The organism is Pseudomonas sp. KK4 (assembly GCF_001984065.1).
Lineage (GTDB): Bacteria > Pseudomonadota > Gammaproteobacteria > Pseudomonadales > Pseudomonadaceae > Aquipseudomonas.
Genome location: NZ_LYVP01000091.1, coordinates 1 through 21,171, shown reverse-complemented (window position 1 = coordinate 21,171; position 21,171 = coordinate 1). Strand labels below are relative to the sequence as shown.

General features: G+C 61.7%; 16 protein-coding genes. 8 read left to right on the top strand and 8 right to left on the bottom strand.

Translation table 11 applies throughout. The features are described 5' to 3' along the window. The 4 genes from ptsP to B0W55_RS22760 form a co-directional block, all read left to right on the top strand. Positions 1-1,041: phosphoenolpyruvate--protein phosphotransferase (ptsP, locus tag B0W55_RS22775; RefSeq protein WP_077048164.1), on the top strand; the 1,041-nt coding region annotated here is incomplete at its 5' end. Further along, entirely contained in the window at positions 1,041-1,982 is a 942-nt protein-coding gene (pfkB, locus tag B0W55_RS22770; protein ID WP_077048163.1) for a 1-phosphofructokinase, read from the top strand. The genes ptsP and pfkB, both read left to right, overlap by 1 nt. 11 nt (positions 1,983-1,993) lie before the next feature. After that, positions 1,994-3,733, top strand: a complete 1,740-nt coding sequence (locus B0W55_RS22765; RefSeq protein WP_077048162.1) for a PTS fructose-like transporter subunit IIB — start codon at positions 1,994-1,996, stop codon at positions 3,731-3,733. A 730-nt stretch (positions 3,734-4,463) separates the two neighbouring features. Further along, the gene (locus B0W55_RS22760) at positions 4,464-6,005 is read left to right on the top strand and encodes an alkaline phosphatase (protein ID WP_077048161.1); all 1,542 of its coding nucleotides are present in this window, start codon (positions 4,464-4,466) and stop codon (positions 6,003-6,005) included. 129 nt (positions 6,006-6,134) lie between these two features. On the opposite strand, the gene B0W55_RS22755 is transcribed toward B0W55_RS22760, so the two are convergent. The 3 genes from B0W55_RS22755 to B0W55_RS22740 form a co-directional block, all read right to left on the bottom strand. Continuing rightward, the gene (locus B0W55_RS22755) at positions 6,135-8,663 is read right to left on the bottom strand and encodes a sulfite reductase flavoprotein subunit alpha (protein ID WP_077048160.1); all 2,529 of its coding nucleotides are present in this window, start codon (positions 8,661-8,663) and stop codon (positions 6,135-6,137) included. 1 nt (position 8,664) lies between these two features. Then, positions 8,665-8,886 carry a hypothetical protein gene (locus B0W55_RS22750; protein WP_077048159.1) on the bottom strand — a complete coding sequence of 74 codons (222 nt, stop codon included), beginning with the start codon at positions 8,884-8,886 and terminating at the stop codon, positions 8,665-8,667. A gap of 356 nt (positions 8,887-9,242) precedes the next feature. After that, entirely contained in the window at positions 9,243-11,561 is a 2,319-nt protein-coding gene (locus B0W55_RS22740; RefSeq protein ID WP_077048157.1) for a TonB-dependent siderophore receptor, read from the bottom strand. Between the two features lie 207 nt (positions 11,562-11,768). On the opposite strand from B0W55_RS22740, the gene B0W55_RS22735 reads away from it, so the two are divergent. Both B0W55_RS22735 and B0W55_RS22730 read left to right on the top strand, forming a co-directional pair. Further along, positions 11,769-12,449, top strand: coding sequence for a Fe2+-dependent dioxygenase (locus B0W55_RS22735; RefSeq protein WP_077048156.1), 681 nt, complete (start codon positions 11,769-11,771; stop codon positions 12,447-12,449). Next, positions 12,446-13,213: a tetratricopeptide repeat protein gene (locus B0W55_RS22730; RefSeq protein WP_077048155.1), complete on the top strand. Its 768-nt coding sequence runs from the start codon at positions 12,446-12,448 to the stop codon at positions 13,211-13,213. The genes B0W55_RS22735 and B0W55_RS22730 overlap by 4 nt, the downstream gene beginning before the upstream one ends. A 171-nt stretch (positions 13,214-13,384) precedes the next feature. Here the strand turns inward: B0W55_RS22730 and B0W55_RS22725 are convergent, their stop codons facing one another. From B0W55_RS22725 to B0W55_RS22705, 5 genes are all read right to left on the bottom strand, one after another. Then, positions 13,385-14,548 carry a type III PLP-dependent enzyme gene (locus tag B0W55_RS22725; RefSeq protein WP_077048154.1) on the bottom strand — a complete coding sequence of 388 codons (1,164 nt, stop codon included), beginning with the start codon at positions 14,546-14,548 and terminating at the stop codon, positions 13,385-13,387. A 496-nt stretch (positions 14,549-15,044) separates the two neighbouring features. Beyond that, positions 15,045-16,202: a betaine/proline/choline family ABC transporter ATP-binding protein gene (locus B0W55_RS22720; RefSeq protein ID WP_077048153.1), complete on the bottom strand. Its 1,158-nt coding sequence runs from the start codon at positions 16,200-16,202 to the stop codon at positions 15,045-15,047. After that, on the bottom strand, positions 16,199-16,852 hold the full coding sequence (locus B0W55_RS22715; RefSeq protein WP_077048152.1) for an ABC transporter permease: 654 nt from the start codon (positions 16,850-16,852) through the stop codon (positions 16,199-16,201). The genes B0W55_RS22720 and B0W55_RS22715 overlap by 4 nt, the downstream gene beginning before the upstream one ends. 12 nt (positions 16,853-16,864) lie before the next feature. Continuing rightward, on the bottom strand, positions 16,865-17,758 hold the full coding sequence (locus B0W55_RS22710) for a glycine betaine ABC transporter substrate-binding protein (protein ID WP_077048151.1): 894 nt from the start codon (positions 17,756-17,758) through the stop codon (positions 16,865-16,867). 20 nt (positions 17,759-17,778) lie between these two features. Then, on the bottom strand, positions 17,779-18,495 hold the full coding sequence (locus B0W55_RS22705; RefSeq protein WP_077048150.1) for an ABC transporter permease: 717 nt from the start codon (positions 18,493-18,495) through the stop codon (positions 17,779-17,781). 368 nt (positions 18,496-18,863) lie between these two features. Here B0W55_RS22705 and B0W55_RS22700 point away from each other — a divergent pair, with 368 nt between their 5' ends. Next, positions 18,864-20,447, top strand: coding sequence for a peptide chain release factor 3 (locus B0W55_RS22700; RefSeq protein ID WP_077048149.1), 1,584 nt, complete (start codon positions 18,864-18,866; stop codon positions 20,445-20,447). A 326-nt stretch (positions 20,448-20,773) separates the two neighbouring features. Beyond that, positions 20,774-21,034, top strand: coding sequence for a hypothetical protein (locus B0W55_RS22695; RefSeq protein WP_077048148.1), 261 nt, complete (start codon positions 20,774-20,776; stop codon positions 21,032-21,034). Positions 21,035-21,171 lie beyond the last annotated feature (137 nt).

Genomic DNA, 21,171 nt, shown 5'->3' with positions numbered 1-21,171 from the left:
CCCTTGCTCATCGATGGCCAACGCGGTCGCCTGCACGTGGACGCTGACCCGGCGACCCTGCAGCGTGCCACCGAAGAGCGCGACAACCGCGAGCAACGGCTCAAAGCCGCCGCCGAACAGCGCCACCAACCGGCGCTGACCACCGATGGGCACGCCGTGGAAGTGTTCGCCAACATCGGTGAAAGCGCCGGTGTGCTCGGCGCGGTGGAGCAGGGGGCCGAAGGCATCGGCCTGTTGCGCACCGAACTGATTTTCATGGCCCACCCGCAAGCGCCGGACGAAGCCACCCAGGAAACCGAATACCGCCGCGTGCTCGACGGCCTCGCCGGGAGGCCGCTGGTGGTGCGCACCCTCGACGTCGGTGGCGACAAACCGCTGCCTTATTGGCCGATCGCCAAGGAAGAAAACCCGTTCCTCGGCGTGCGTGGCATTCGCCTGACGTTGCAACGACCCAAGATCATGGAAGCGCAACTGCGCGCCTTGCTGCGGGCCGCCGAGAACCGTCCATTGCGCATCATGTTTCCCATGGTCGGCAGCGTCGACGAGTGGCGCCAGGCCCGTGACATGACCGAGCGTTTGCGCCTGGACATCCCGGTGGCGGATCTGCAACTGGGGATCATGATCGAAGTGCCGTCGGCCGCGTTGCTGGCGCCGGTGCTGGCCAAAGAGGTCGATTTTTTCAGTGTCGGCACCAACGACCTGACCCAATACACCCTGGCCATCGACCGTGGTCACCCGACCCTGTCGGCCCAGGCCGATGGCTTGCACCCGGCGGTGCTGCAACTGATCGACATCACCGTGCGCGCAGCCCATGCCCACGGCAAATGGGTCGGCGTGTGCGGCGAACTGGCGGCCGATCCGCTGGCGGTGCCGGTGCTGGTCGGGCTGGGAGTGGATGAACTCAGCGTAGGCGGGCGCAGCATCCCCGAGGTCAAGGCGCGGATTCGCGAACTGAGCCTGAGCCAGAGCCAAACCCTCGCCCGCCAGGCGCTCGCCGTGGGCAGCGCCGATGAAGTGCGCGCGCTGGTGGAGGCCCTGTGATGGCCAAGATTCTGACCCTCACCCTCAACCCCGCGCTGGACCTGACCGTGCAGTTGCCGCGCCTGGAGCCCGGCCAGGTCAACCGCAGCGAAGACATGCACACCCATGCTGCCGGCAAAGGCGTGAACGTGGCGCAAGTGTTGGCGGACCTGGGGCATCAGCTCACCGTCAGCGGATTCCTGGGTGAAGACAATCTTCAAGCCTTTGAAACCCTGTTTGCCAAGCGCGGCTTTGTCGACGCCTTTATCCGCGTCCCCGGCGAAACCCGCAGCAACATCAAACTGGCGGAAAGTGACGGGCGCATCACTGATATCAATGGTCCGGGGCCGAAAGTCAGCGCAGCGGCGCAACAGGCGTTGCTCGACCGCCTGGAGCTGATTGCCCCCGGGCACGACGCGGTCGTGGTCGCCGGCAGCCTGCCCCAGGGCGTCAGCCCGCAGTGGTTGCAGGCGCTGATCCTGCGCTTGAAAAACCTTGGGTTGAAGGTCGCGCTTGATACCAGCGGCGAGGCTTTGGCGGCAGCGCTGAAGGCCGGCCCATGGCTGATCAAACCGAACACCGAAGAGCTGGCCGAAGTGCTTGGCGGCGAGGTGGTGTCGGTGCTGGCGCAGGCTGAGGCGGCGAGTCGCCTGCATGCCCAGGGCATCGAGCACGTGGTGATTTCCCATGGCGCCGACGGCGTGAACTGGTTCAGCGTCGGCTCGGCGCTGCATGCCACGCCGCCCAGGGTCAGCGTCGCCAGTACGGTGGGCGCGGGGGATTCGTTGCTGGCGGGCATGCTTCACGGTCTGCTCAGCGCCGACACCCCTGAGCAAACCTTGCGCACCGCCACGGCGATTGCCGCGATGGCGGTCACCCAGATCGGTTTCGGCATTGGCGATGCGGCGCAACTGGCGCTGCTCGAACAGGGTGTGCGCGTGCGCCCCCTGACAGAACAATAAGAGGGTTGGTCATGAAGTTAGCCATTGTTACTGCCTGCCCCAACGGCATGGTCACCAGTGTGCTGTGCGCCCGGTTGCTCGATGCAGCGGCCCAGCGTCAGGGCTGGAGCACCAGCGTAGAAGTCAGCGATGCGGCGCACCCGGAGCGGCAACTGTCGGCGGCCACGATTGAGGCGGCCGAGTGGGTGTTGCTGGTGGTCAGCGCGCCGGTGGACATGTCCCGGTTTGTCGGCAAGCGGGTGTTCCAGAGTACACCCGCGCAGGCGTTGCAGGATGTCGACGCGGTGCTGCGCCGTGGTGCACAAGAGGCGCAGGTTCATGTCGCGCCGCAAGCGACCGTCGAGCCTGTCGCCGTCGGCCGTAACGCCCCACGCCTGGTCGCGGTCACCGCATGCCCGACCGGTGTCGCCCACACCTTCATGGCCGCCGAAGCCTTGCAGCAAGCGGCCAAGCGCCTGGGCTATGACCTGCAGGTGGAAACCCAGGGCTCGGTCGGTGCGCGCAATCCGCTGAGTGCACAAGCCATTGCCGATGCCGACGTGGTGCTGCTGGCGGCGGATATCGAGGTGGCTACCGAGCGGTTTGCCGGCAAGAAAATCTACCGCTGCGGCACTGGCATCGCCCTCAAACAGGCCGAAGCGACGCTGAACAAAGCCCTGGCCGAAGGCGTTCAGGAAAGCGCATCGACCGGCGCCAAAGGCCCGGCCAAGACAGAGAAAACCGGCGTCTACAAACACCTGCTGACCGGTGTGTCGTTCATGTTGCCGATGGTGGTGGCGGGCGGCCTGATGATCGCCCTGTCGTTCGTGTTCGGCATTACCGCGTTCAAGGAGCCCGGCACGTTGGCGGCGGCGTTGATGCAGATCGGCGGTGACACCGCGTTCAAACTGATGGTGCCGCTGCTCGCAGGCTACATCGCTTACTCCATCGCAGACCGTCCGGGCCTGGCGCCGGGGATGATCGGCGGGTTGCTGGCCAGCACGCTGGGCGCCGGTTTCATCGGCGGGATCATTGCCGGTTTCATCGCCGGTTACGCGGCCCAGGCCATCAATCGCTATGCGCGGTTACCGCAAAGTCTCGAGGCGCTGAAACCGATCCTGATCATCCCGCTGCTGGCCAGTCTGTTCACCGGTCTGGTGATGATCTACGTGGTTGGCAAACCGGTGGCCGGGATGCTCGAAGCGCTGACCCATTTCCTCGACAGCATGGGCACCACCAACGCGATCCTGCTTGGCGTGCTGCTGGGCGCCATGATGTGCGTCGACCTCGGCGGGCCGATCAACAAGGCGGCCTATGCGTTCTCGGTAGGGCTGCTGGCGTCGCAGAGTTATGCGCCGATGGCCGCGACCATGGCCGCAGGCATGGTGCCGCCGATTGGTCTGGGCATCGCCACCTTCATCGCCCGACGCAAGTTCGCCCAGACCGAACGCGAGGCCGGCAAAGCGGCGCTGGTGCTCGGCTTGTGCTTCATCTCCGAAGGCGCGATCCCGTTCGCCGCCAAGGACCCGTTGCGAGTGATACCGGCGAGCATCGCCGGCGGCGCGCTGACCGGTGCGTTGTCGATGTATTTCGGCTGCAAACTGATGGCGCCCCACGGTGGCTTGTTCGTGCTGCTGATCCCCAATGCGATCAACCATGCCTTGTTGTATCTGCTGGCGATCGTGGCCGGGAGTTTGCTGACGGCGGTGGTGTATGCCCTGGTCAAAAGGCCTGAGGTTGTGGAGCTGGCGGTAGAACCGGTCAGCGCCTGAAACCGGACTCCTGTGGGAGAGGGCTTGCTCGCGAAGGCGGTCTGTCAGTGACGTAAAAGTCGTCTGACACTACGCCTTCGCGAGCAAGCCCGCTCCCACAAGGATGCGCGGCGTTGTTTGTATGATTACCTGATATTGGGTGTCGCTGTTTTTCTCGCGGGTTTTATTTAGGATTTATTTTTCAATCCAACGCGAGAGTAATAAAAGATGAAGTTAGCAAGGAAGCAACAAACGTTCTCATGGAAGGCAGTTGTAATATCGATTATCTGTTCGTTTTTCCTCATCACCGGCAAAGCGGCCATCGCCACCGAAGCCAACGCCGGTCTGTGCAACGGCGCCTGGGGCATCGTCGGTGGTTACTACTGCAATATAAATGGCGGTGTGGGCGGTGGGTCGGTGTTGTGTGTTTTTCAGGGAAGAGATAATGATCGCAACGGCGTATATAGAAGTGGCACCAGCGATCAATGCCTTATTAACAGGGCAGGGCGGGATTCATACATTGATTGCAATGAAATGTGCCGATTGAATAACAATTGTTCCAGGGTTTCGTGTCCTGTTAGTGCGGTGCGGGATGACGAAGGATTAAGTCGGTAAATCCAAAGATCGCAGCCTGCGGCAGCGCCTGCAGGGCATCTCATGTCAATGCAGGAACTGCCGCAGGCTGCGATCTTTTCTGTCATATTCGATACATCCAGTCATGTTTTAGTTTTCCTTTTTCAGGGAGAACACCATGAGCGAATTCGACCTCGGCCGCCGTCGAGTCATTCAAGCCGTTGGCGCCGGGTTGCTGTTGCCAGGGCTGGCGCCGGCGGTGATCGCTTCGGTCAAGGATCGTCCCCAGATGACCGATGGCGTGCAGTCCGGCGACTTGCTCGGTGACCGCGCCATTGTCTGGAGTCGCAGTGACCGCCCGGCGCGGATGGTGGTGGAGTGGGACACCCGCAGCCTGTTCCCCAACCCCCGGCGATTCGTTTCGGCCCTGGCCGATGCCCGCACCGACTTCACCGCCCGTGTCGAACTGACCGGGCTGCCCGCCGACCAGGCGATTTTCTATCGCGTGCACTTTGAAGACGCCCAGACCGGTGTCGCCAGCGAGCCCTGGTTTGGCCACCTGCGCAGCGTGCCGCAAACCCGCCGCGACATTCGCTTCGTCTGGAGCGCCGATACCGTCGGCCAGGGCTTCGGCATCAACCCGGACATCGGTGGCATGCGCATCTACGAAGCCATGCGCCTGCGCCTGCCGGACTTCTTTATCCACAGCGGCGACACCATCTACGCCGACGGCCCCGTGCCGGCGCAACTCATCACCGAAAGCGGCCGGGTGTGGCGCAACATCACCAGCGAGGCCAAGAGCAAAGTTGCCGAGACCCTCGATGAATACCGTGGCAATTACCGCTACAACCTGATGGACGAAAACATCCGCCGCTTCAACGCCGAGGTGCCGCAGATCTGGCAGTGGGACGACCACGAGGTGGTGAACAACTGGTCACCGGGCAAACAATTGGATGAGCGATACATCGGCAAAGATATCCACAGCCTGGTGGGCCGCGCGCGTCAGGCGTGGCTCGAATACGCACCGATGCGGTTGCAGAGCGCCGATGGCGGCGGGCGGATTTATCGCCAGCTCAGCTACGGGCCGCTGCTCGATGTGTTCGTGCTCGACATGCGCAGTTACCGCGACGCCAACGACGACAACCTGGGCAAGGCCAAGCCCTTTCTCGGACGCGAACAACTGGACTGGCTCAAGGCCTCGCTAAAAGCCTCGAACGCTCAATGGAAAGTCATCGCCGCCGACATGCCCATCGGCCTCGGCGTGCCCGACGGCGAGGTCAGCCCCGGTGTAATGCGTTGGGAAGCCGTGGCCAACGGCGACCCTGGGCCGGCCCAGGGAAGGGAGCTGGAAGTCGCCGAGTTGTTGGGTTTTCTACGGGCGCAGCAGGTACGCAACTTCGTGTTCCTGACGGCGGATGTGCATTACTGCGCGGCCCATCACTACCATCCCGATCGCGCCGCGTTTCAGGATTTCGAACCGTTCTGGGAATTCGTTGCCGGGCCCCTGAATGCCGGCAGCTTCGGGCCCAACCCGCTGGATAAAACCTTCGGTCCCGAGGTGGTGTTCCAGAAAGCACCGCCGGCGCAAAACGTTTCACCGTTTGCCGGGTTTCAGTTTTTTGGTGAGGTGAATATCGATGGGCAGAGCGGGGAGTTGAGCGTGGTGTTGCGGGATCTGGATGGTGTATCGGTGTATGAGCACAAGTTGCAGCCCGTCTGAGGAAGTCCCGTCGAAACTGTCCTGAATGTGGGAGTGGGCTTGCTCGCGAAAGCGGTCTACCAGTCAACAAATGTGTTGAAGGTTGATCCGTCTTCGCGAGCAAGCCCGCTCCCACAGATACGCGGTGGGTCAGTAAACGTCCCGGCGGTAGCGGCCCTGTTCGATCAGACGTTCGACTTCGGCAGCGCCCAGTACTTCGTTGAGTACCTGGTCGACCCCCGAGGCCATGCCCTGCAGGCTGCCGCAGATGTAGATCACGGCGCCGTCGGCCAGCCATTTCTTCAGTTCATCGGCCGATTCGCGCAGGCGGTCCTGGACGTAGATCTTCTCGGCCTGGTCCCGGGAGAACGCCAGGTCCAGGCGCTGCAGGTCGCCGGAAATCAACCATTCTTCCAGCTCATCGCGACACAGGTAATCGTGTTCGCGATTGCGTTCGCCGAACAACAGCCATTGGCGCTGCTGGCCATCGGCGATGCGCGCCTTGAGCAGGCTGCGCAACCCGGCCAGCCCGGTACCGTTGCCGATCAGGATCATCGGTACCGGCTCGTTGGGCAGGTGGAAACCGCTGTTGCGGCGCACCCGCAGGCTGATGCTGGCGCCCACAGGTGCATGCTCGGTGAGCCAGCCGGAGCCGACCCCCAGGCTGCCATCGGGGTGCAGTTCCTGGCGCACGATCAATTCCAGGATGCCGTCGGCGGCAATGGACGCGATGGAGTATTCGCGCATGGCCAACGGCACCAGGGCATCGACTAACGCCTGTGCGTGCAGGCCGACCAGATGACTGCGATTTTCGGGCAGCTGCCGGCTGGCAAGGGCTTGTTCCAGCGGTTGCGACAGGCCGTCGTGAACGATAGCCGCGCGCCCGTCGATGCCCAGGCCTTCAAGGAAATGCTCGATTGCCCACGGGCAATTGCGTGGCAGCACCTCCACCAGGTCACCGGCCAGCCAACTGCTGGTGCTCGGCGCGGTGAGGCCCAGTAAATAGACGGGTGAACCGCTGCTGTCCGGGTTGATCAGTTCGCGGCGCACCAGCGTCCAGTTGTCGTAGCTCGGCGCTTGCCAGGTGTCCACCGGCGCCTGACCGGTCAGCAGGCCGAGTTGCTGTTGCCAGTGGCGCAGGGCGTAAGGATCGCCGCTATCCACTTCGACCGGGGCGAACATTGTCTTGCCGCCGTGCTCGCCCAGCCAGTTGTGGAGGCGTCGGGCGAAGCCGCAGAAGTGTTGATACTGGCGGTCACCGAGGCCCAACACGGCGTAGTTCAGACTGTCCAGGCTCAGCGCTCGGCCGAGTACCTTGCGCTCGAAACCACGGGCGCTGTCCGGCGCTTCGCCGTCGCCAAAGGTGCTGACCACGAACAGCGCGATGCTCGAATCCCGCAGGTCCTGCTCGCTGACGCTCGCCAGTGGTTGCACCTTGACCGGCAACCCGGCGGCCTGCAATTGGCCAGCGGTTTGCCACGCCAGTTGCTCGGCAAAACCGCTTTGGCTGGCAAAGCTGACCAACCACGCAGGGGCGTCGCTGCCCGATTGGCTCAGGCCTTTGCGGGCATCCCTGATCTGGCGTTTCTTGCGGCGACGGTCAAGGTACAGCAACCAGCCGGTGACGAAAAACAGCGGCATGGTCAGGGCCGCGAGCGTCAGGATGATGCGTCCGCCGATGCCGAAGTAACTGCCGGTGTGCAGCGCATAAATGCTGGTCAGCAACTGCGCCTTGAAACTCTTGTCGCTGTAGCGGTCATGGCGTTTGATCACGCCGGTGACCGGGTCGAGAGTGATCTGGTTCAGGGCGCGGTCGTGGGGTGAATCTTTCAACAGGTAAAAAACAGTCGCCGGTTGGCCGGCCACCGGTGGCATGCGTGTGTTGTAGAAACTCAGGCCAGGGCCGGCCGCACTGTAGATGCTGCTCCACATGGCCGCGTAATCGGCAGTGGGGGCGGGGCCGCTGGGTGTCGGGCCACGACCACCGCGCACCCGTTCGTTCTGTGGCGAATCGGAGAGCAGCTGGGTCAGTCCCTTGTTGTACCACTCGTAGGACCAGGACAACCCGGTCAACGCCGACAGCAGGTAGAACACCAGGACCCAGGTACCGGCAACCGAGTGCAGGTCCCAGTTGAAGCTGCGGCCCTTTTTCTTCCAGTCCAGGGTCAGCCAGGCGCGCCAGCTTTTCCACTGGCGGGGCCAGCGCAGGTACAGGCCCGACAGGCAGAAGAACACCAGGATCAGCGTGCAGGCGCCGGTGATCTGTCGACCGCTGTCGCCCATCAGCAGAAAACGGTGCAGTTGCAGCATCAGGCCGAAGAATTGCTGACCGCTGGCGTCGCCCAGCAGTTGGCCGGTGTAGGGGTCGAAAAACCGCATCGGGCCGCGACGTTCCCCCGGTGCCGGGGTGAAGAAGGCGCGGGCGGCATTGTCGCTGTCGATGTCCACCGAGAGCATTGCGACTTTCAAACCCGTGGCGGCTTCGACTTTTTCCACCAGTTCGGCGGGCGGCAAGACGCCAGCGACCTGCTTTTGCACCTGCAACACAGACGGGTTGAGCGCGTACAGGATTTCGTCCTGAAACGAGACCGTCGCCCCGGTGATGCCCATCAGGGCCAGGACCAGTCCGGCGCTGATGCCAAAAAACCAGTGCAACTGGAACAGGGTTTTCTTCAACACGTCACTCGCCTTGTTCGTTCGGATGATTGATCACGGCGCGCATTATGCTGCCGCGGGTTGTCGAGAAACATTTTTTTCTACACACAAAAGCCCCATTCACCGGGGTGAACGGGGCCAACTCCAACCTTTGCCCTGCTGTAGGAGCGAGCTCGCTCGCGATGATCATCAGAACAACGCGGGACATCAGTTTCCCCGCGTCATCGTTGACGACCATCGCGAACAAGTTTGCTCCTACATGGACCGAGTCGCCCTTGTAGGAGCGAGCTCGCTCGCGATGAACCCGAGAACCCCGCGGGGCACCAGTTTCCCCGCGTCATCGTTCACGACCATCGCGAACAGGGACCGCGTTGCCCTTGTAGGAGCGAGCTCGCTCGCGATGAACCCGAGAACGCCGCGGGGCACCAGGCTCCCCGCGTCATCGTTCACGACCATCGCGAACAGGGACCGCGTTGCCCTTGTAGGAGCGAGCATGCTCGCGATGAACCCGAGAACGCCGCGGGGTACCAGGCTCCCCGCGTCTTCGTTGACGACCATCGCGAGCGAGCTCGCTCCTACAGGCGGCCGGTTTTCACATTTGCATCAGAAGTGGAAATTGGTGCTCAGCAACGCCGTGCGCCCTGCCGCCTGGTTGGCGAAGTGGGTCGAGAAGGCTTTGTCGTAGTAGGTTTCATCGGTCAGGTTCTGCACGTTCAGTTGCAGGTCGATGTTCTTGGTCAGCTTGTAGGCGGCCATCGCATCGTAGCGAACGTAGGAATCGACCATGGTGGTGTTCGCTACGCTGCCGAATACGTCGTCGACGTAGAACGCGCCGCCACCGATGGTCAGCTTCGGCGTGACTTGATAGGTGGTCCACAGGCTGGCGCTGTTTTTCGGCGTGTTCGGCAGTTCGTTGCCGTCGTTGGCCTTGCCCAGGGGGCCGCCGTCGATCTGTTCGCTGTCCATGTAGGCGTAGCCGGCGAACACTTGCCACTTGTCGGTAAGCTTGCCGGTGGCCGACAGCTCCACACCTTGAACGCGGGTCTTGCCGACGTTTTCGTACGAGGTGGTGTCGGTCTGCACCCGCGCGTTGTCCTTCTCGGTGCGGAAGATATCGGCGGTCAGCGACAGGCGATCATTCATCAAGTCCCACTTGGTACCGATCTCGTAGTTCCTGGTGGTTTCCGGCTCCATGTCGCTGCTCAGCAGGTTGCCGCTGCGGTCCGGGGTGCCGCCCAGCGGATTGCCTTCCTGACCTTCGCCGAGGGTAGCGCCCGGTGGGGTGGCAGACGTGGCATAGGACGCGTAGATGCTGCCGTTTTCCGCCGGCTTGTAGACGATGCCGAACTGACCGGTGACGAACTCGCTGACATCATCGCCCTTGGCCGTGGTGGCGCCAGCGGCGGTGTAGGTTTTGTAGTCGGTGTCGAAGTGGTCGTAGCGCAGGCCCATGTTCACCAGCCACTGCTCGGACAGCTCCAGGGTGTCGAACACATACAGCGCGTAGGTGTTGGCCTTGGTCTCGGTGCCGGCGTAGTTGCGCGAGATCGCGCCGTTCCACGGATCGTTCGGGTTCGGGTTGGACAGCGAGGTGCAGTTGTAGCCGCTCGGCGCGCCGATCAATGCCGGCGAGCAGTTGGTGGTCGCGGCAGCGGTGCCTGGCGTGGTGTCGGTATTGACGTTGTACGAGGACTTCTTGCTTTCCTCGCGGCTCAGTTCGATACCGGTGGCGAAACTGTTCTTGAAACCGGCGATGTACACGTCACCAAACAGATCGGTCTGGTTGGTGGTGGTCTCGGTGTTGCTCACGCGGGTGTTGGCCCGGCGCCACACGCTGCCGTTGTTGACGTTGCCCTTGCTGTCGTCCGGCTGGGTCAGGATGTAGTCCTGCATGCTGGTGCCGTGGCGCAGAGTGTTCCTGACCGTCAGCGCGTCGCTCAGGTCGTGCTCGATGGCGATGGTCGCGGTGTCGGTGCGGCCTTTGCGGAAGTCGCGGTCATTGAGGCCATAGAAGTTGCTGCTGTTGCCGCCGTCATCCGGTTTGTCCGGGTTGGACTTGGTACGGGCGGCCGAGCCTGCGGTCGGGATCGAGTATGGAATGCCCGAGTCCGGCGTGTCGTTGCTTTCCAGATGGTAGTAGTCGAGGTTGACCCGGGTGTCGGTGCCCAGGCCGAACGCCAGGGACGGTGCGATGCCCCAACGGTCGTAGTCGACGCTCTGGCGGCCGGCGACGTTGCTTTCGTGGCTCATCAGGTTCAGACGGCCGGCGGCGGTGTCGGAGAACTGGTAGTTGCCGTCCAGGGTGTAGCGCTGGGTCTGGTCCGAACCCCAGGTAAAGCCACCGTCGAACGAGTTGCCCAGGTGTGCTTTCTTGCTCACCAGGTTGATGCTGCCGCCCGCGGCGCCCCGGCCGCCGATGGCCGAATTGGGGCCCTTGCTGACTTCAATCGATTCCACGGCGAAGATCTCGCGGCTCTGGGAACCGGTGTCGCGCACGCCGTCCAGGTAAGTGTCGCCCTGGGCGTCGAAGCCCCGGATGAACGGCCGGTCGCCCTGCGGGTTACCGCCTTCACCGGCGCCGAAGGTGATGCCTGGAACGGTGCGCAAGGCGTCCTGCATGTTCAGGGCGCCGGTGTCCTTGAGGACTTGTTGCGGGATAACGGTGATCGAACGCGGCGTGTCGACCAATGGCGCGGTGTATTTGGGCGAAGAGGCTTTCTCGACGTTGTAGGCAGTCTCGTCCTGGGCTTGGCCGGTGATCGAGGTCGCGCCCAGCGAAAGGGTGTTGCTCGGCGCTTTCTCATCGGTTTTTTCAGCGGCAAAGACCATATGGCCCGCAGATCCGGCCGTGATCGCCACGCCAATGGCGGATGCGAGCAGACGTGGTGAACTGACCGGTAGTTGTGGGTGTTGACGTGACATTTGATTCCCCTTCCCCAAGGATTTGAGGCCGCGGAATATAGGGTAAACACGTATTCGTATCAATTGCGAAATATTGCTATTTGCATTGAATTTACATTCTTTACAATTTGTCCTTACGGTTTTTACTGTTTCGTTCGTCCTGCGGGTTTTACACAGGCAATAAGAATCAATACCATTGGCGCCCCTTGGTTTTCAGGTGTCCTGTCCATGCTGTTGCACATTCCCGGCTTGTTCGACAAAGAAGAAGTGCAGCGCATTCGCGAGGCTCTGGAGCAGGCCGATTGGGCCGACGGCAAGATTACCGCCGGCTATCAGTCGGCCAAGGCCAAGCACAATCTGCAACTGCCGGAAGGTCATCCATTGGCCAAGGAGATCGGCGCAGCGATGCTGGAACGGCTGTGGAAAAATCCGCCGTTCATGTCAGCAGCCTTGCCGCACAAGGTCTTTCCACCGCTGGTGAACTGTTATACCGCTGGCGGCAGTTTCGATTTCCACATCGACAACGCCGTGCGCCAGCCCAAGGGCAGCATCGAACGGGTGCGCACCGATCTATCGGCCACGCTGTTTTTCAGCGAGCCTGAGGATTACGACGGCGGCGAACTGGAAATCCAGGACACCTTCGGCACCCAACGGGTGAAGTTGCCGGCCGGCGACATGGTGCTGTACCCCGGCACCAGCCTGCACAAGGTCAATGCCGTCACGCGCGGCGCCCGCTACGCCTCGTTCTTCTGGACCCAGAGCCTGGTGCGCGAAGACAGCCAGCGCGCACTGCTGTTCGAGATGGACGGCGCGATCCGCCAATTGACCCAGGACGTGCCGGATCACCCGTCGCTGATCCGCCTGACCGGTACCTATCACAACCTTTTGCGCCGCTGGGTTGAGGTATGAGCTATCAACTGCGCCGCGAGGAAATCCTCGACGGCGATGCACTCACCGCCATGCTCGAAGAAAGCCCCGCGCGCGCGGCCCAGGCGATTTTGATGGCGGCGCGTGAAGGTGTCGTCGATGCCCAGGCACTGCTCGGGCAGATCCTGCTGGACGGACACGGCATCGCCCAGGATCAGCCGCTGGCGCTGCGCTGGTTCGAGATCGCCGCCCGACAAGGGCACCTGATGGCGCGCAACATGCTCGGCCGATGTCATGAACATGGCTGGGGCTGTCTCGCAGATGCGGCGTTGGCTGCCCGGCATTATCGGGTGGCGGCAGACGCGGGGCTGGACTGGGCGATGTACAACTTAGCCAACCTGCTGGCGACCGGGCGCGGTGTCGCTTCGGATGAAACACAGGCATTGCGCCTTTATCGACAGGCCGCCGAACGGGGCCATGCGAAATCGATGAACCTGCTGGGGCGATATCTGGAAGAAGGGCGGATTTGCCCGGCAGATCCCAGCGCAGCCCGCGCCTGGTATCGGCGATCAGCCGAGGGCGGGGACTTTCGGGGGCAGTTCAGTTTTGCCGCAGTGTTGGCGGACGAAGGTAAAATCGAAGAGGCGCTGGCGTGGTTACGCCAGGCGCTGGCCGGCGGCAACCTGAATTTCTTGCGGGTGGCGAGCAAGGCGTTGCTGAACGCCACCGATGCACAAATCCGCGCTCTGGCACCCGACTATGCCCAGCGCTACGCCGAACTCGAAAAGACATTAGCCCCCCTGTAGGAGCGAGCTTGCTCGCGATGGACTCAAGCGCGCCGCTCAGTGTCAGGCATCCAGCGTCATCGTTCACGACCATCGCGAGCAAGCTCGCTCCTACAGGGACGGTGCACGATCCACTCGCCCACAAAAAAGCCCATGACAGGTCATGGGCTTTTTGTTGTCAGCGTGAAGCGCTTACACGTAGAACGATTTCAGCGGCGGGAAGCCGTTGAATTCCACCGCGCTGTAGCTGGTGGTGTAGGCACCGGTCGACAACCAGTACAGGCGGTCACCGATGGCCAGGTTCAGCGGCAGGCCGTACTTGTAGTTTTCATACATGATGTCGGCGCTGTCGCAGGTCGGGCCGGCGATGACCACTTCTTCCATCTCGCCCTTTTTCTCGGTCCAGATCGGGAACTTGATGGCTTCGTCCATGGTTTCGATCAGGCCGGAGAACTTGCCCACATCGGTGTACACCCAACGCTCGACGGCGGTACGGGATTTACGCGCCACCAGCACCACTTCACTGACCAGGATGCCGGCGTTGGCGATCAGCGAACGGCCCGGCTCCAGGATGATTTCCGGCAGGTCGTCACCGAAGTCTTCCTTGAGGAAACGGATGATTTCTTCGGCGTAGGTTTCCAGGCTGTTGGTGCGGGTGATGTAGTTGGCCGGGAAGCCACCGCCCATGTTGATCAGCTTGAGGTGGATGCCGTCTTCTTCTTTCAGGCGCTCGAAGATCACTTTGACCTTGGCGATCGCGGCGTCCCAGACGCTGATGTCGCGCTGTTGCGAACCGACGTGGAACGAGATGCCGTACGGCACCAGGCCCAGATCGCGGGCGAGGATCAGCAGGTCCATGGCCATGTCGGTCTGGCAGCCGAATTTGCGCGACAGCGGCCAGTCGGCGGTGGTCGAGCCTTCGGTCAGGATGCGCACGTAGACTTTCGAGCCCGGTGCGGCCTTGGCGATGTTGCGCAGGTCGGCTTCGGAGTCGGTGGCGTACAGGCGCACGCCCTTGTCGTAGAAGTAGCGGATGTCCTTGGACTTCTTGATGGTGTTGCCGTAGCTGATCTGGTCGGCGCTGACGCCGCGGCTCAGCACTTTGTCCAGCTCGTAGATCGAGGCGATGTCGAAGCTCGAGCCTTTTTCCTTGAGCAGGTCGATGATTTCCACGGCCGGGTTGGCCTTGACCGCGTAGTAGACCTTGGCGAATTCGAAACCGGCGCGCAGGTCGTCATAGGCCTGGCTGATCATCGCGGTGTCGATCACCACGAACGGGGTTTCCTGTTTGTCGGCGAACGCCTTCATTTTCTGAAAGGTTTCGCGCGCGAAATAGTCTTCGACCTGGATCGACATACTTGGGAGCTCCTACTGGCAAACGTTAGTAATCAATGGGTGCAAATGAACGTCCTCCGTATCCCCACTTTGGTTCGCCTACTTCCCAAGGCATGTCGCCGAAAGCAAAAAGGCCATGGGAAGCGCTGCTTTCCCTTGGCCTTGCTGTCTCGTCGTCAGTACTTGAGCCGGATGGATCGTTTCCAGCATGGACGTTCGGCGCGAACTTTAGGGCGTGAGGGGCTCGAGATCAACAAAAAATGTCGCGTTTTTGCACGCTTCCGTCGTGCGGTCCCTGACAGCTACTGATGTAACCGACCTGTGTGACGGTGTGATGTTCCCCGGAGGGGGGGAATTGGAAGGAACTGCATTGCTTTTGTGGCGAGGGAGCTTGCTCCCGTTGGGACGCTCAGCGGCCCTGAAATCAAATAGTGCCATTTATCGCAGGCTCGCGCTTTTTGATTTTGCGGCTGCTGCGCAGCCGAGCGGGAGCAAGCTCCCTCGCCACAGATTAAGGTCAAGCCAGTGCAATCTCTGCTGGCGAAACGATACTGGTCTTGCCTCCACGGGACTTGCCCGAGCTCAGGTACTCGGCAATCGACTCCTGCGTCACTTCACCCAAGAATACCCGCTCGGCATCCATCACCGGCAACCACGAACGATTGAACTCGTACATGCGCGACAGCAGGATGCGCAGATGCTCGTCGTAGGCCGCCGTGGCGTTGAACTGGCGCAGGTACTGGCCGCAGGTGCCGGTCTGACGGTGCAGGTCGCGACGTCTTACATACCCCAGCGCCTTGTTATCACCGTCGGTGACTACCACATAGCGACGGTCATGCTCATCCATCAACTCCAGCGCATCGGCCACCAGGGTTTCCGGGCTGACGGACGGTGCGTTGTCCGCTGCGTCTTCGGCCTTCACCAACAGCAGGCGCTTGAGGGTGCTGTCCTGGCCGACGAAGTTGCTGACGAAGTCGTCCACCGGGTGTGCGAGCAGGGTATCGGGGTGGTCGATCTGCAGCAGTTTGCCGGCACGGAAGATCGCGATCTTGTCGCCGAGCTTGATGGCTTCGTCGATGTCGTGGCTGACCATGATCACGGTCTTGTTCAGCGCTCGCTGCATATCGAAGAACTCGTTCTGGATCATCTCGCGGTTGATCGGGTCGACCGCGCCGAACGGCTCGTCCATCAACAGCAACGGCGCGTCGGCCGCCAGGGCCCGGATCACGCCGATCCGCTGCTGCTGGCCACCGGACAGCTCACGGGGATAACGGTGCAAGTACTGCTTGGGTTCCAGCTTGATCATGCTCATCAGTTCGCGGGCACGGTCCTGGCATTTCTGTTTGTCCCAACCGAGCAGTTTCGGCACCACCACGATGTTCTCTTCGATGGTCATGTTGGGGAACAGGCCGATCTGCTGGATCACATAGCCGATGTTGCGCCGCAGGGTCACTTCATCAAGGTCGGTGGTGTCTTCGCCGTTGATCAGGATCTTGCCCGAGGTGGGTTTGATCAGGCGGTTGATCATTTTCAGCGTGGTGCTTTTGCCGCAGCCCGATGGCCCGAGGAACACGCAGATCTCGCCTTCATTGACGGTCAGGCTCACCGAGTCCACGGCCTTGACGTCTTTGCCGTTGCTTTGGAAGGTCTTGCTGAGGTTTTGAAGTTCGATCATTTGAGGAGTCCTTTTGGAGTCAGCGAACGTTGCAGCCATTGCAAAAGCAGGTCGGCGAAGATGGCCAGCAGGCTGACCAGCACGGCGCCGACGATCAGCATCGACATGTCGCTGCGGCTGATGGAAGCGAGGATGAGCACGCCCAGGCCACCGGCGCCGATGGTGGCGGCGATGGTCATGACGCCGATGTTCATCACCACGGCGGTGCGCACGCCAGCGAGGATCACCGGTACGGCGATGGGCAGTTCGACCATGCGCAGGCGCTGGCCGAAGGTCATGCCGATGCCGCGGGCGGCTTCACGGATGCCCGGTTCGACGCCGGTCAGGGCCAGGTAGGTGTTGCGCATGATCGGCAGCAGTGAATAAAGGAATACCGCGGTGATCGCCGGCATCGGGCCCAGGCCCTGGCCGAACTTCGAATAGAACGGCAACAGCAGGCCGAACAGCGCGATCGAAGGCACGGTCAGCAGCACGGTGGCGCTGGCTTGCAGCGGCCCGGCCAGGGTGGGAAAGCGTGTCATCAGGATGCCCAGGGGCACGCCGACCACAATCGCCAGGGTCACTGCGATACCGACCAGGGTGATGTGCTGCCAGGTCAGGTGCATCACCTGCTGCCAGTCGAGATGGGAAAAGGCGTTCCAGAATTCCATGACTTTTCCTCCTTAGTTGATCGGGTGCCGACGCAGGAAATCAGCGGCCACGGTGGATGGGCTTTCGTGATCGACATCCACTCGCGCATTGAGCTCGCGCATGGTGTTGTCGTCGAACAGCTCGGCCAGTGGCTTGAGTTGCTCGGCCAGTTGCGGGTGCGCGTCGAGGTAGGCCTGGCGCACCACGGGCGCGGCGGTGTAGTCCGGGAAGTAATGCTTGTCGTCTTCCAGCAGTTTGAGCTTGAAGGCGTTCAGGCGGCCGTCGGTGGTGTAGACCAGCCCGGCGAATACCTGGCCGTTGCGCAGCGCGGTGTAGACCAGTCCTGCATCCATCTGCCGGATGTTCTTGCGGGTCAGGTTCATGTCGTACAGCTGCACCATGCCGTCCAGACCGTCGGAGCGGTTGGCGAACTCGGTGTCCAGCGCCACCAGATGGTTGGTCTTGGCTTCCTGGCGCAGCACGCTGTTGAGATCGCTGATGGTGTTGATCTGCGGGTATTGGTCAGCGACGTTTTTCGGCAGCGCTAGAGCGTAGGTGTTGCTGAATTTCGACGGCGTGAGCCAGACCAGGCCTTTTTTGCTGTCGAGTTCTTTCACCCGGGCGTAGGACTGTGCGCTGTCGAGTTTTTCAGTGACATGGTTGTAGGCCACCAACGACACACCGGTGTATTCCCAGAGCATGTCGAGTTGCCCGCTTTCGTGGGCGCTGCGGGCCAGGTTGCTGCCCAGGCCGCCGGTCACTTGCACGTCATAACCCTTGGTGCGCAGGTATTGCGAGGTGATTTCCGCCAGCAGGGTCTGTTCGGTGAATACCCGGGCGCCGATGCGCAATACGGGTTTGTCCGCCGCTTGGGCGACCCCTGCGAACAGCAGGACGCAGCCCAGTAAAAAGCTTGATGTCTTCATGAGTATTCCTTTGCCGAGGCTTAAGACGGGCGCAAGCCGCGTTCGAGCCAGAGGCGGCTGGCGAGGGTCACCAGGCCGTCCAGTAACAACGCCAGCAGTGCGGTGCAGGCCGCGCCGAGCAGCAGTTGCGGCTGATTGTTCAGGGCAATGCCGGGGAAAATCAGGCTGCCCAGGCTGTTGGCGCCGATCAGGAACGCGAGCGGCGCGGTCCCGACGTTGATCGCCAGCGCCACACGCACGCCGCCGATGATGATCGGCACGGCGTTAGGCAATTCGACTTTCCACAACACCTGGCGCGGGGTCATGCCGATGCCGACGGCGGCTTCCTTGAGCGAACCCTGGACGTTTTTCAGGCCTTCATAGGTGTTGCGCACGATGGGCAGCAGTGAGGCGAGGAACAGGGCGAAAATCGCCGGTCCGCTGCCGATGCCCAGGACGCCCAGGGCAATGGCCAGTACGGCCAGTGGCGGGATGGTGTTGCCGATGTTGAAGATCTGCATGAAGCGCTCGGCCCGTTCGACCCGGGTCGGACGGCTGAGGTAGATACCGGCAGGCAGGCCCACGACAAGGGCGGCCAGCATGGACGCGAGGACGAGAATCAGATGAGCTTGCAGGTAGAACAACAAATCGTCGCGGTAGTGTTCGATCGTGTTGATGCCGATCCAGTGGACCAGCAGGGCCAGAAGGGCGATGACCAGCGCGCCTCCTATCAGCCCTTTGCCATAGCGAATAGCCACAGGCGGACTCCTTTTTTCTTTGTCGGCGAACGCAGTCCCGTGTGGCAATGCCATGCCTGGCTGCCGGGTAAGGCGTTCGCGGAAAGCAGCTGATGCCGAGCGCCTGCCGCCGTTACGGGGCAGGTGTACGGCTGATCGAGCCATAAGCGCAGCCCTGTCAGGCTAAGTTGCTGATTTTTCAGCACCTGACGGTGGGCGTAACAGGGGAGTGGACGCCTGCGTGTTTCAAAAGGTTCCATTATTTGCACTCGCAGGAGCTGCCGAAGACGGCTGCTGCGGGGTGATCCGGTCCTATGGACGGTGGTCCGTTGATCACGTTTTAAGCTATACTCGCCGCCCTTTTTTGAATCACCGCCAGGCGATTTCCCATGACCAAACAGGCCGCCGAAGTCGCGAAACGCCGCACTTTCGCCATTATTTCCCACCCCGATGCCGGTAAAACCACCATCACCGAAAAGCTCTTGCTGATGGGCAAGGCGATTGCGGTGGCCGGTACGGTGAAATCCCGCAAGTCCGACCGCCATGCCACCTCCGACTGGATGGAAATGGAAAAGCAGCGGGGTATCTCGATTACCACGTCGGTCATGCAGTTCCCGTATCGCGAGCACATGATCAACCTGCTCGACACCCCGGGCCACGAAGACTTCTCCGAAGACACCTACCGCACCCTGACCGCGGTGGACTCGGCGTTGATGGTGCTCGACGGCGGTAAGGGCGTAGAGCCTCGGACCATCGCCCTGATGGACGTCTGCCGTCTGCGCGACACGCCGATCGTCAGCTTCATCAACAAACTCGACCGTGACATCCGCGACCCGATCGAACTGCTCGACGAGATCGAAGCCGTCCTCAAGATCAAGGCCGCGCCGATCACCTGGCCGATCGGTTGCTACCGTGATTTCAAGGGCGTGTACCACCTCGCCGACGACTACATCATTGTCTACACCGCCGGTCACGGCCACGAACGCACCGAAACCAAGATCATCGAGAAGCTCGATTCCGACGAGGCACGGGCGCACCTGGGCGACGAGTACGAGCGCTTCATCGAGCAGCTGGAACTGGTGCAGGGCGCCTGCCACGAGTTCAACCAGCAGGAATTCCTCGACGGCCAACTGACCCCGGTGTTCTTCGGTACCGCCCTGGGCAACTTCGGTGTCGACCACGTGCTCGACGCCGTGGTGGACTGGGCGCCGCGCCCGTTGGCTCGGGTGGCCAACGAGCGCACCGTGGAGCCGGTGGAAGAGAAGTTCTCGGGCTTCATCTTCAAGATCCAGGCGAACATGGACCCCAAGCACCGCGACCGCATCGCCTTCATGCGCATCTGCTCCGGCAAGTACGAAAAAGGCATGAAGATGCGCCACGTGCGCACCGGCAAGGACGTGCGCATCGGCGACGCCCTGACGTTCTTCTCCTCCGAGCGTGAGCAACTGGAAGAGGCCTTCGCCGGCGACATCATCGGCCTGCACAACCACGGCACCATCCAGATCGGCGACACCTTCAGCGAAGGCGAAACCCTGGGCTTCACCGGCATCCCGCACTTCGCCCCGGAACTGTTCCGCCGTGTACGCCTGCGCGATCCGCTGAAATCCAAGCAACTGCGCCAAGGCCTGCAGCAATTGGCCGAAGAAGGCGCCACCCAGGTGTTCTTCCCCGAGCGCAGCAACGACATCATCCTCGGCGCCGTGGGCGTGCTGCAGTTCGATGTGGTCGCCAGCCGCCTGAAAGAGGAATACAAGGTCGAGTGCTCCTACGAGCCGATCACCGTGTACTCCGCCCGTTGGGTTGAATGCAGCGACAAGAAGAAATTCGAGGAATTCGCCAACAAGGCCGTGGAAAACCTGGCCCTGGACGGCGGCGGTCACCTGACCTACCTCGCCCCGACCCGGGTCAACCTGGCCCTGATGGAAGAGCGCTGGCCCGACGTGAAATTCCGCGCGACGCGCGAGCATCACTAAGCGCTGAAATGAAACACCAAAACCCCGTTGCGAAAGCTGCGGGGTTTTTTATTGCCTGTCGCATCCCCCTGTAGGAGCGAGCATGCTCGCGATGAGCCAGAGAGCGCCACGGGGTATCAGGATTCCCGCGTTTTCGTTAACGACCATCGCGAGCAGGCTCGCTCCCACAGGGTTGTGTGCTTTTGGCATAACGCTTATTCAAAACCGATCTCTGGATTCATGGCAATTCCGCGCAGTCGTCAGCGTCCTATCTGGAGAACCGGGCTGATCGGAACTAGATTTGATTCAGCGCCGGACAGGCTCTCTTCGACAGGAAGGAATCGGCTATGAACAGGTTGTTTCGGGTTTTGCTGCTAGTGAAAGTGTTGGTGATGTTGTCCTTCGGGACGTCGATGGCCTGGGCCGAGTGCGAGGATCACGAGACGCAGGCGTCGAGCGGGCAGGTGGGCGACAGTGCGTTGATGATCGCCAAGTCCGAGTCGGAGCCGGGCGATAAGGATCAGGGTGGCAGCGAGGGTGATGATGACTCGACCACCGATGAGCCGGATTCCGATGATTCCGATGACGAGGGTGATAGCCAGACGTAAGTGCCGGACAAAAGAAAACCCCTTCTGCCTCGACTGATGCGCAGTCGAAGTTGAAGGGGTTTACCAGTCACACATCCAAACCCTGTGGGAGCGGGCTTGCTCGCGAATGCAGTCTGTCAGTCAGCAAATAGGTGTAC

Coding starts and splice junctions, on each gene's coding strand:
- pfkB (WP_077048163.1), top strand. CDS start 1,041: ATGGCCAAGATTCTGACCCTCACCCTCAACCCCGCGCTGGACCTGACC.
- B0W55_RS22765 (WP_077048162.1), top strand. CDS start 1,994: ATGAAGTTAGCCATTGTTACTGCCTGCCCCAACGGCATGGTCACCAGT.
- B0W55_RS22760 (WP_077048161.1), top strand. CDS start 4,464: ATGAGCGAATTCGACCTCGGCCGCCGTCGAGTCATTCAAGCCGTTGGC.
- B0W55_RS22740 (WP_077048157.1), bottom strand. CDS start 11,561: ATGTCACGTCAACACCCACAACTACCGGTCAGTTCACCACGTCTGCTC.
- B0W55_RS22735 (WP_077048156.1), top strand. CDS start 11,769: ATGCTGTTGCACATTCCCGGCTTGTTCGACAAAGAAGAAGTGCAGCGC.
- B0W55_RS22730 (WP_077048155.1), top strand. CDS start 12,446: ATGAGCTATCAACTGCGCCGCGAGGAAATCCTCGACGGCGATGCACTC.
- B0W55_RS22725 (WP_077048154.1), bottom strand. CDS start 14,548: ATGTCGATCCAGGTCGAAGACTATTTCGCGCGCGAAACCTTTCAGAAA.
- B0W55_RS22720 (WP_077048153.1), bottom strand. CDS start 16,202: ATGATCGAACTTCAAAACCTCAGCAAGACCTTCCAAAGCAACGGCAAA.
- B0W55_RS22715 (WP_077048152.1), bottom strand. CDS start 16,852: ATGGAATTCTGGAACGCCTTTTCCCATCTCGACTGGCAGCAGGTGATG.
- B0W55_RS22710 (WP_077048151.1), bottom strand. CDS start 17,758: ATGAAGACATCAAGCTTTTTACTGGGCTGCGTCCTGCTGTTCGCAGGG.
- B0W55_RS22700 (WP_077048149.1), top strand. CDS start 18,864: ATGACCAAACAGGCCGCCGAAGTCGCGAAACGCCGCACTTTCGCCATT.
- B0W55_RS22695 (WP_077048148.1), top strand. CDS start 20,774: ATGAACAGGTTGTTTCGGGTTTTGCTGCTAGTGAAAGTGTTGGTGATG.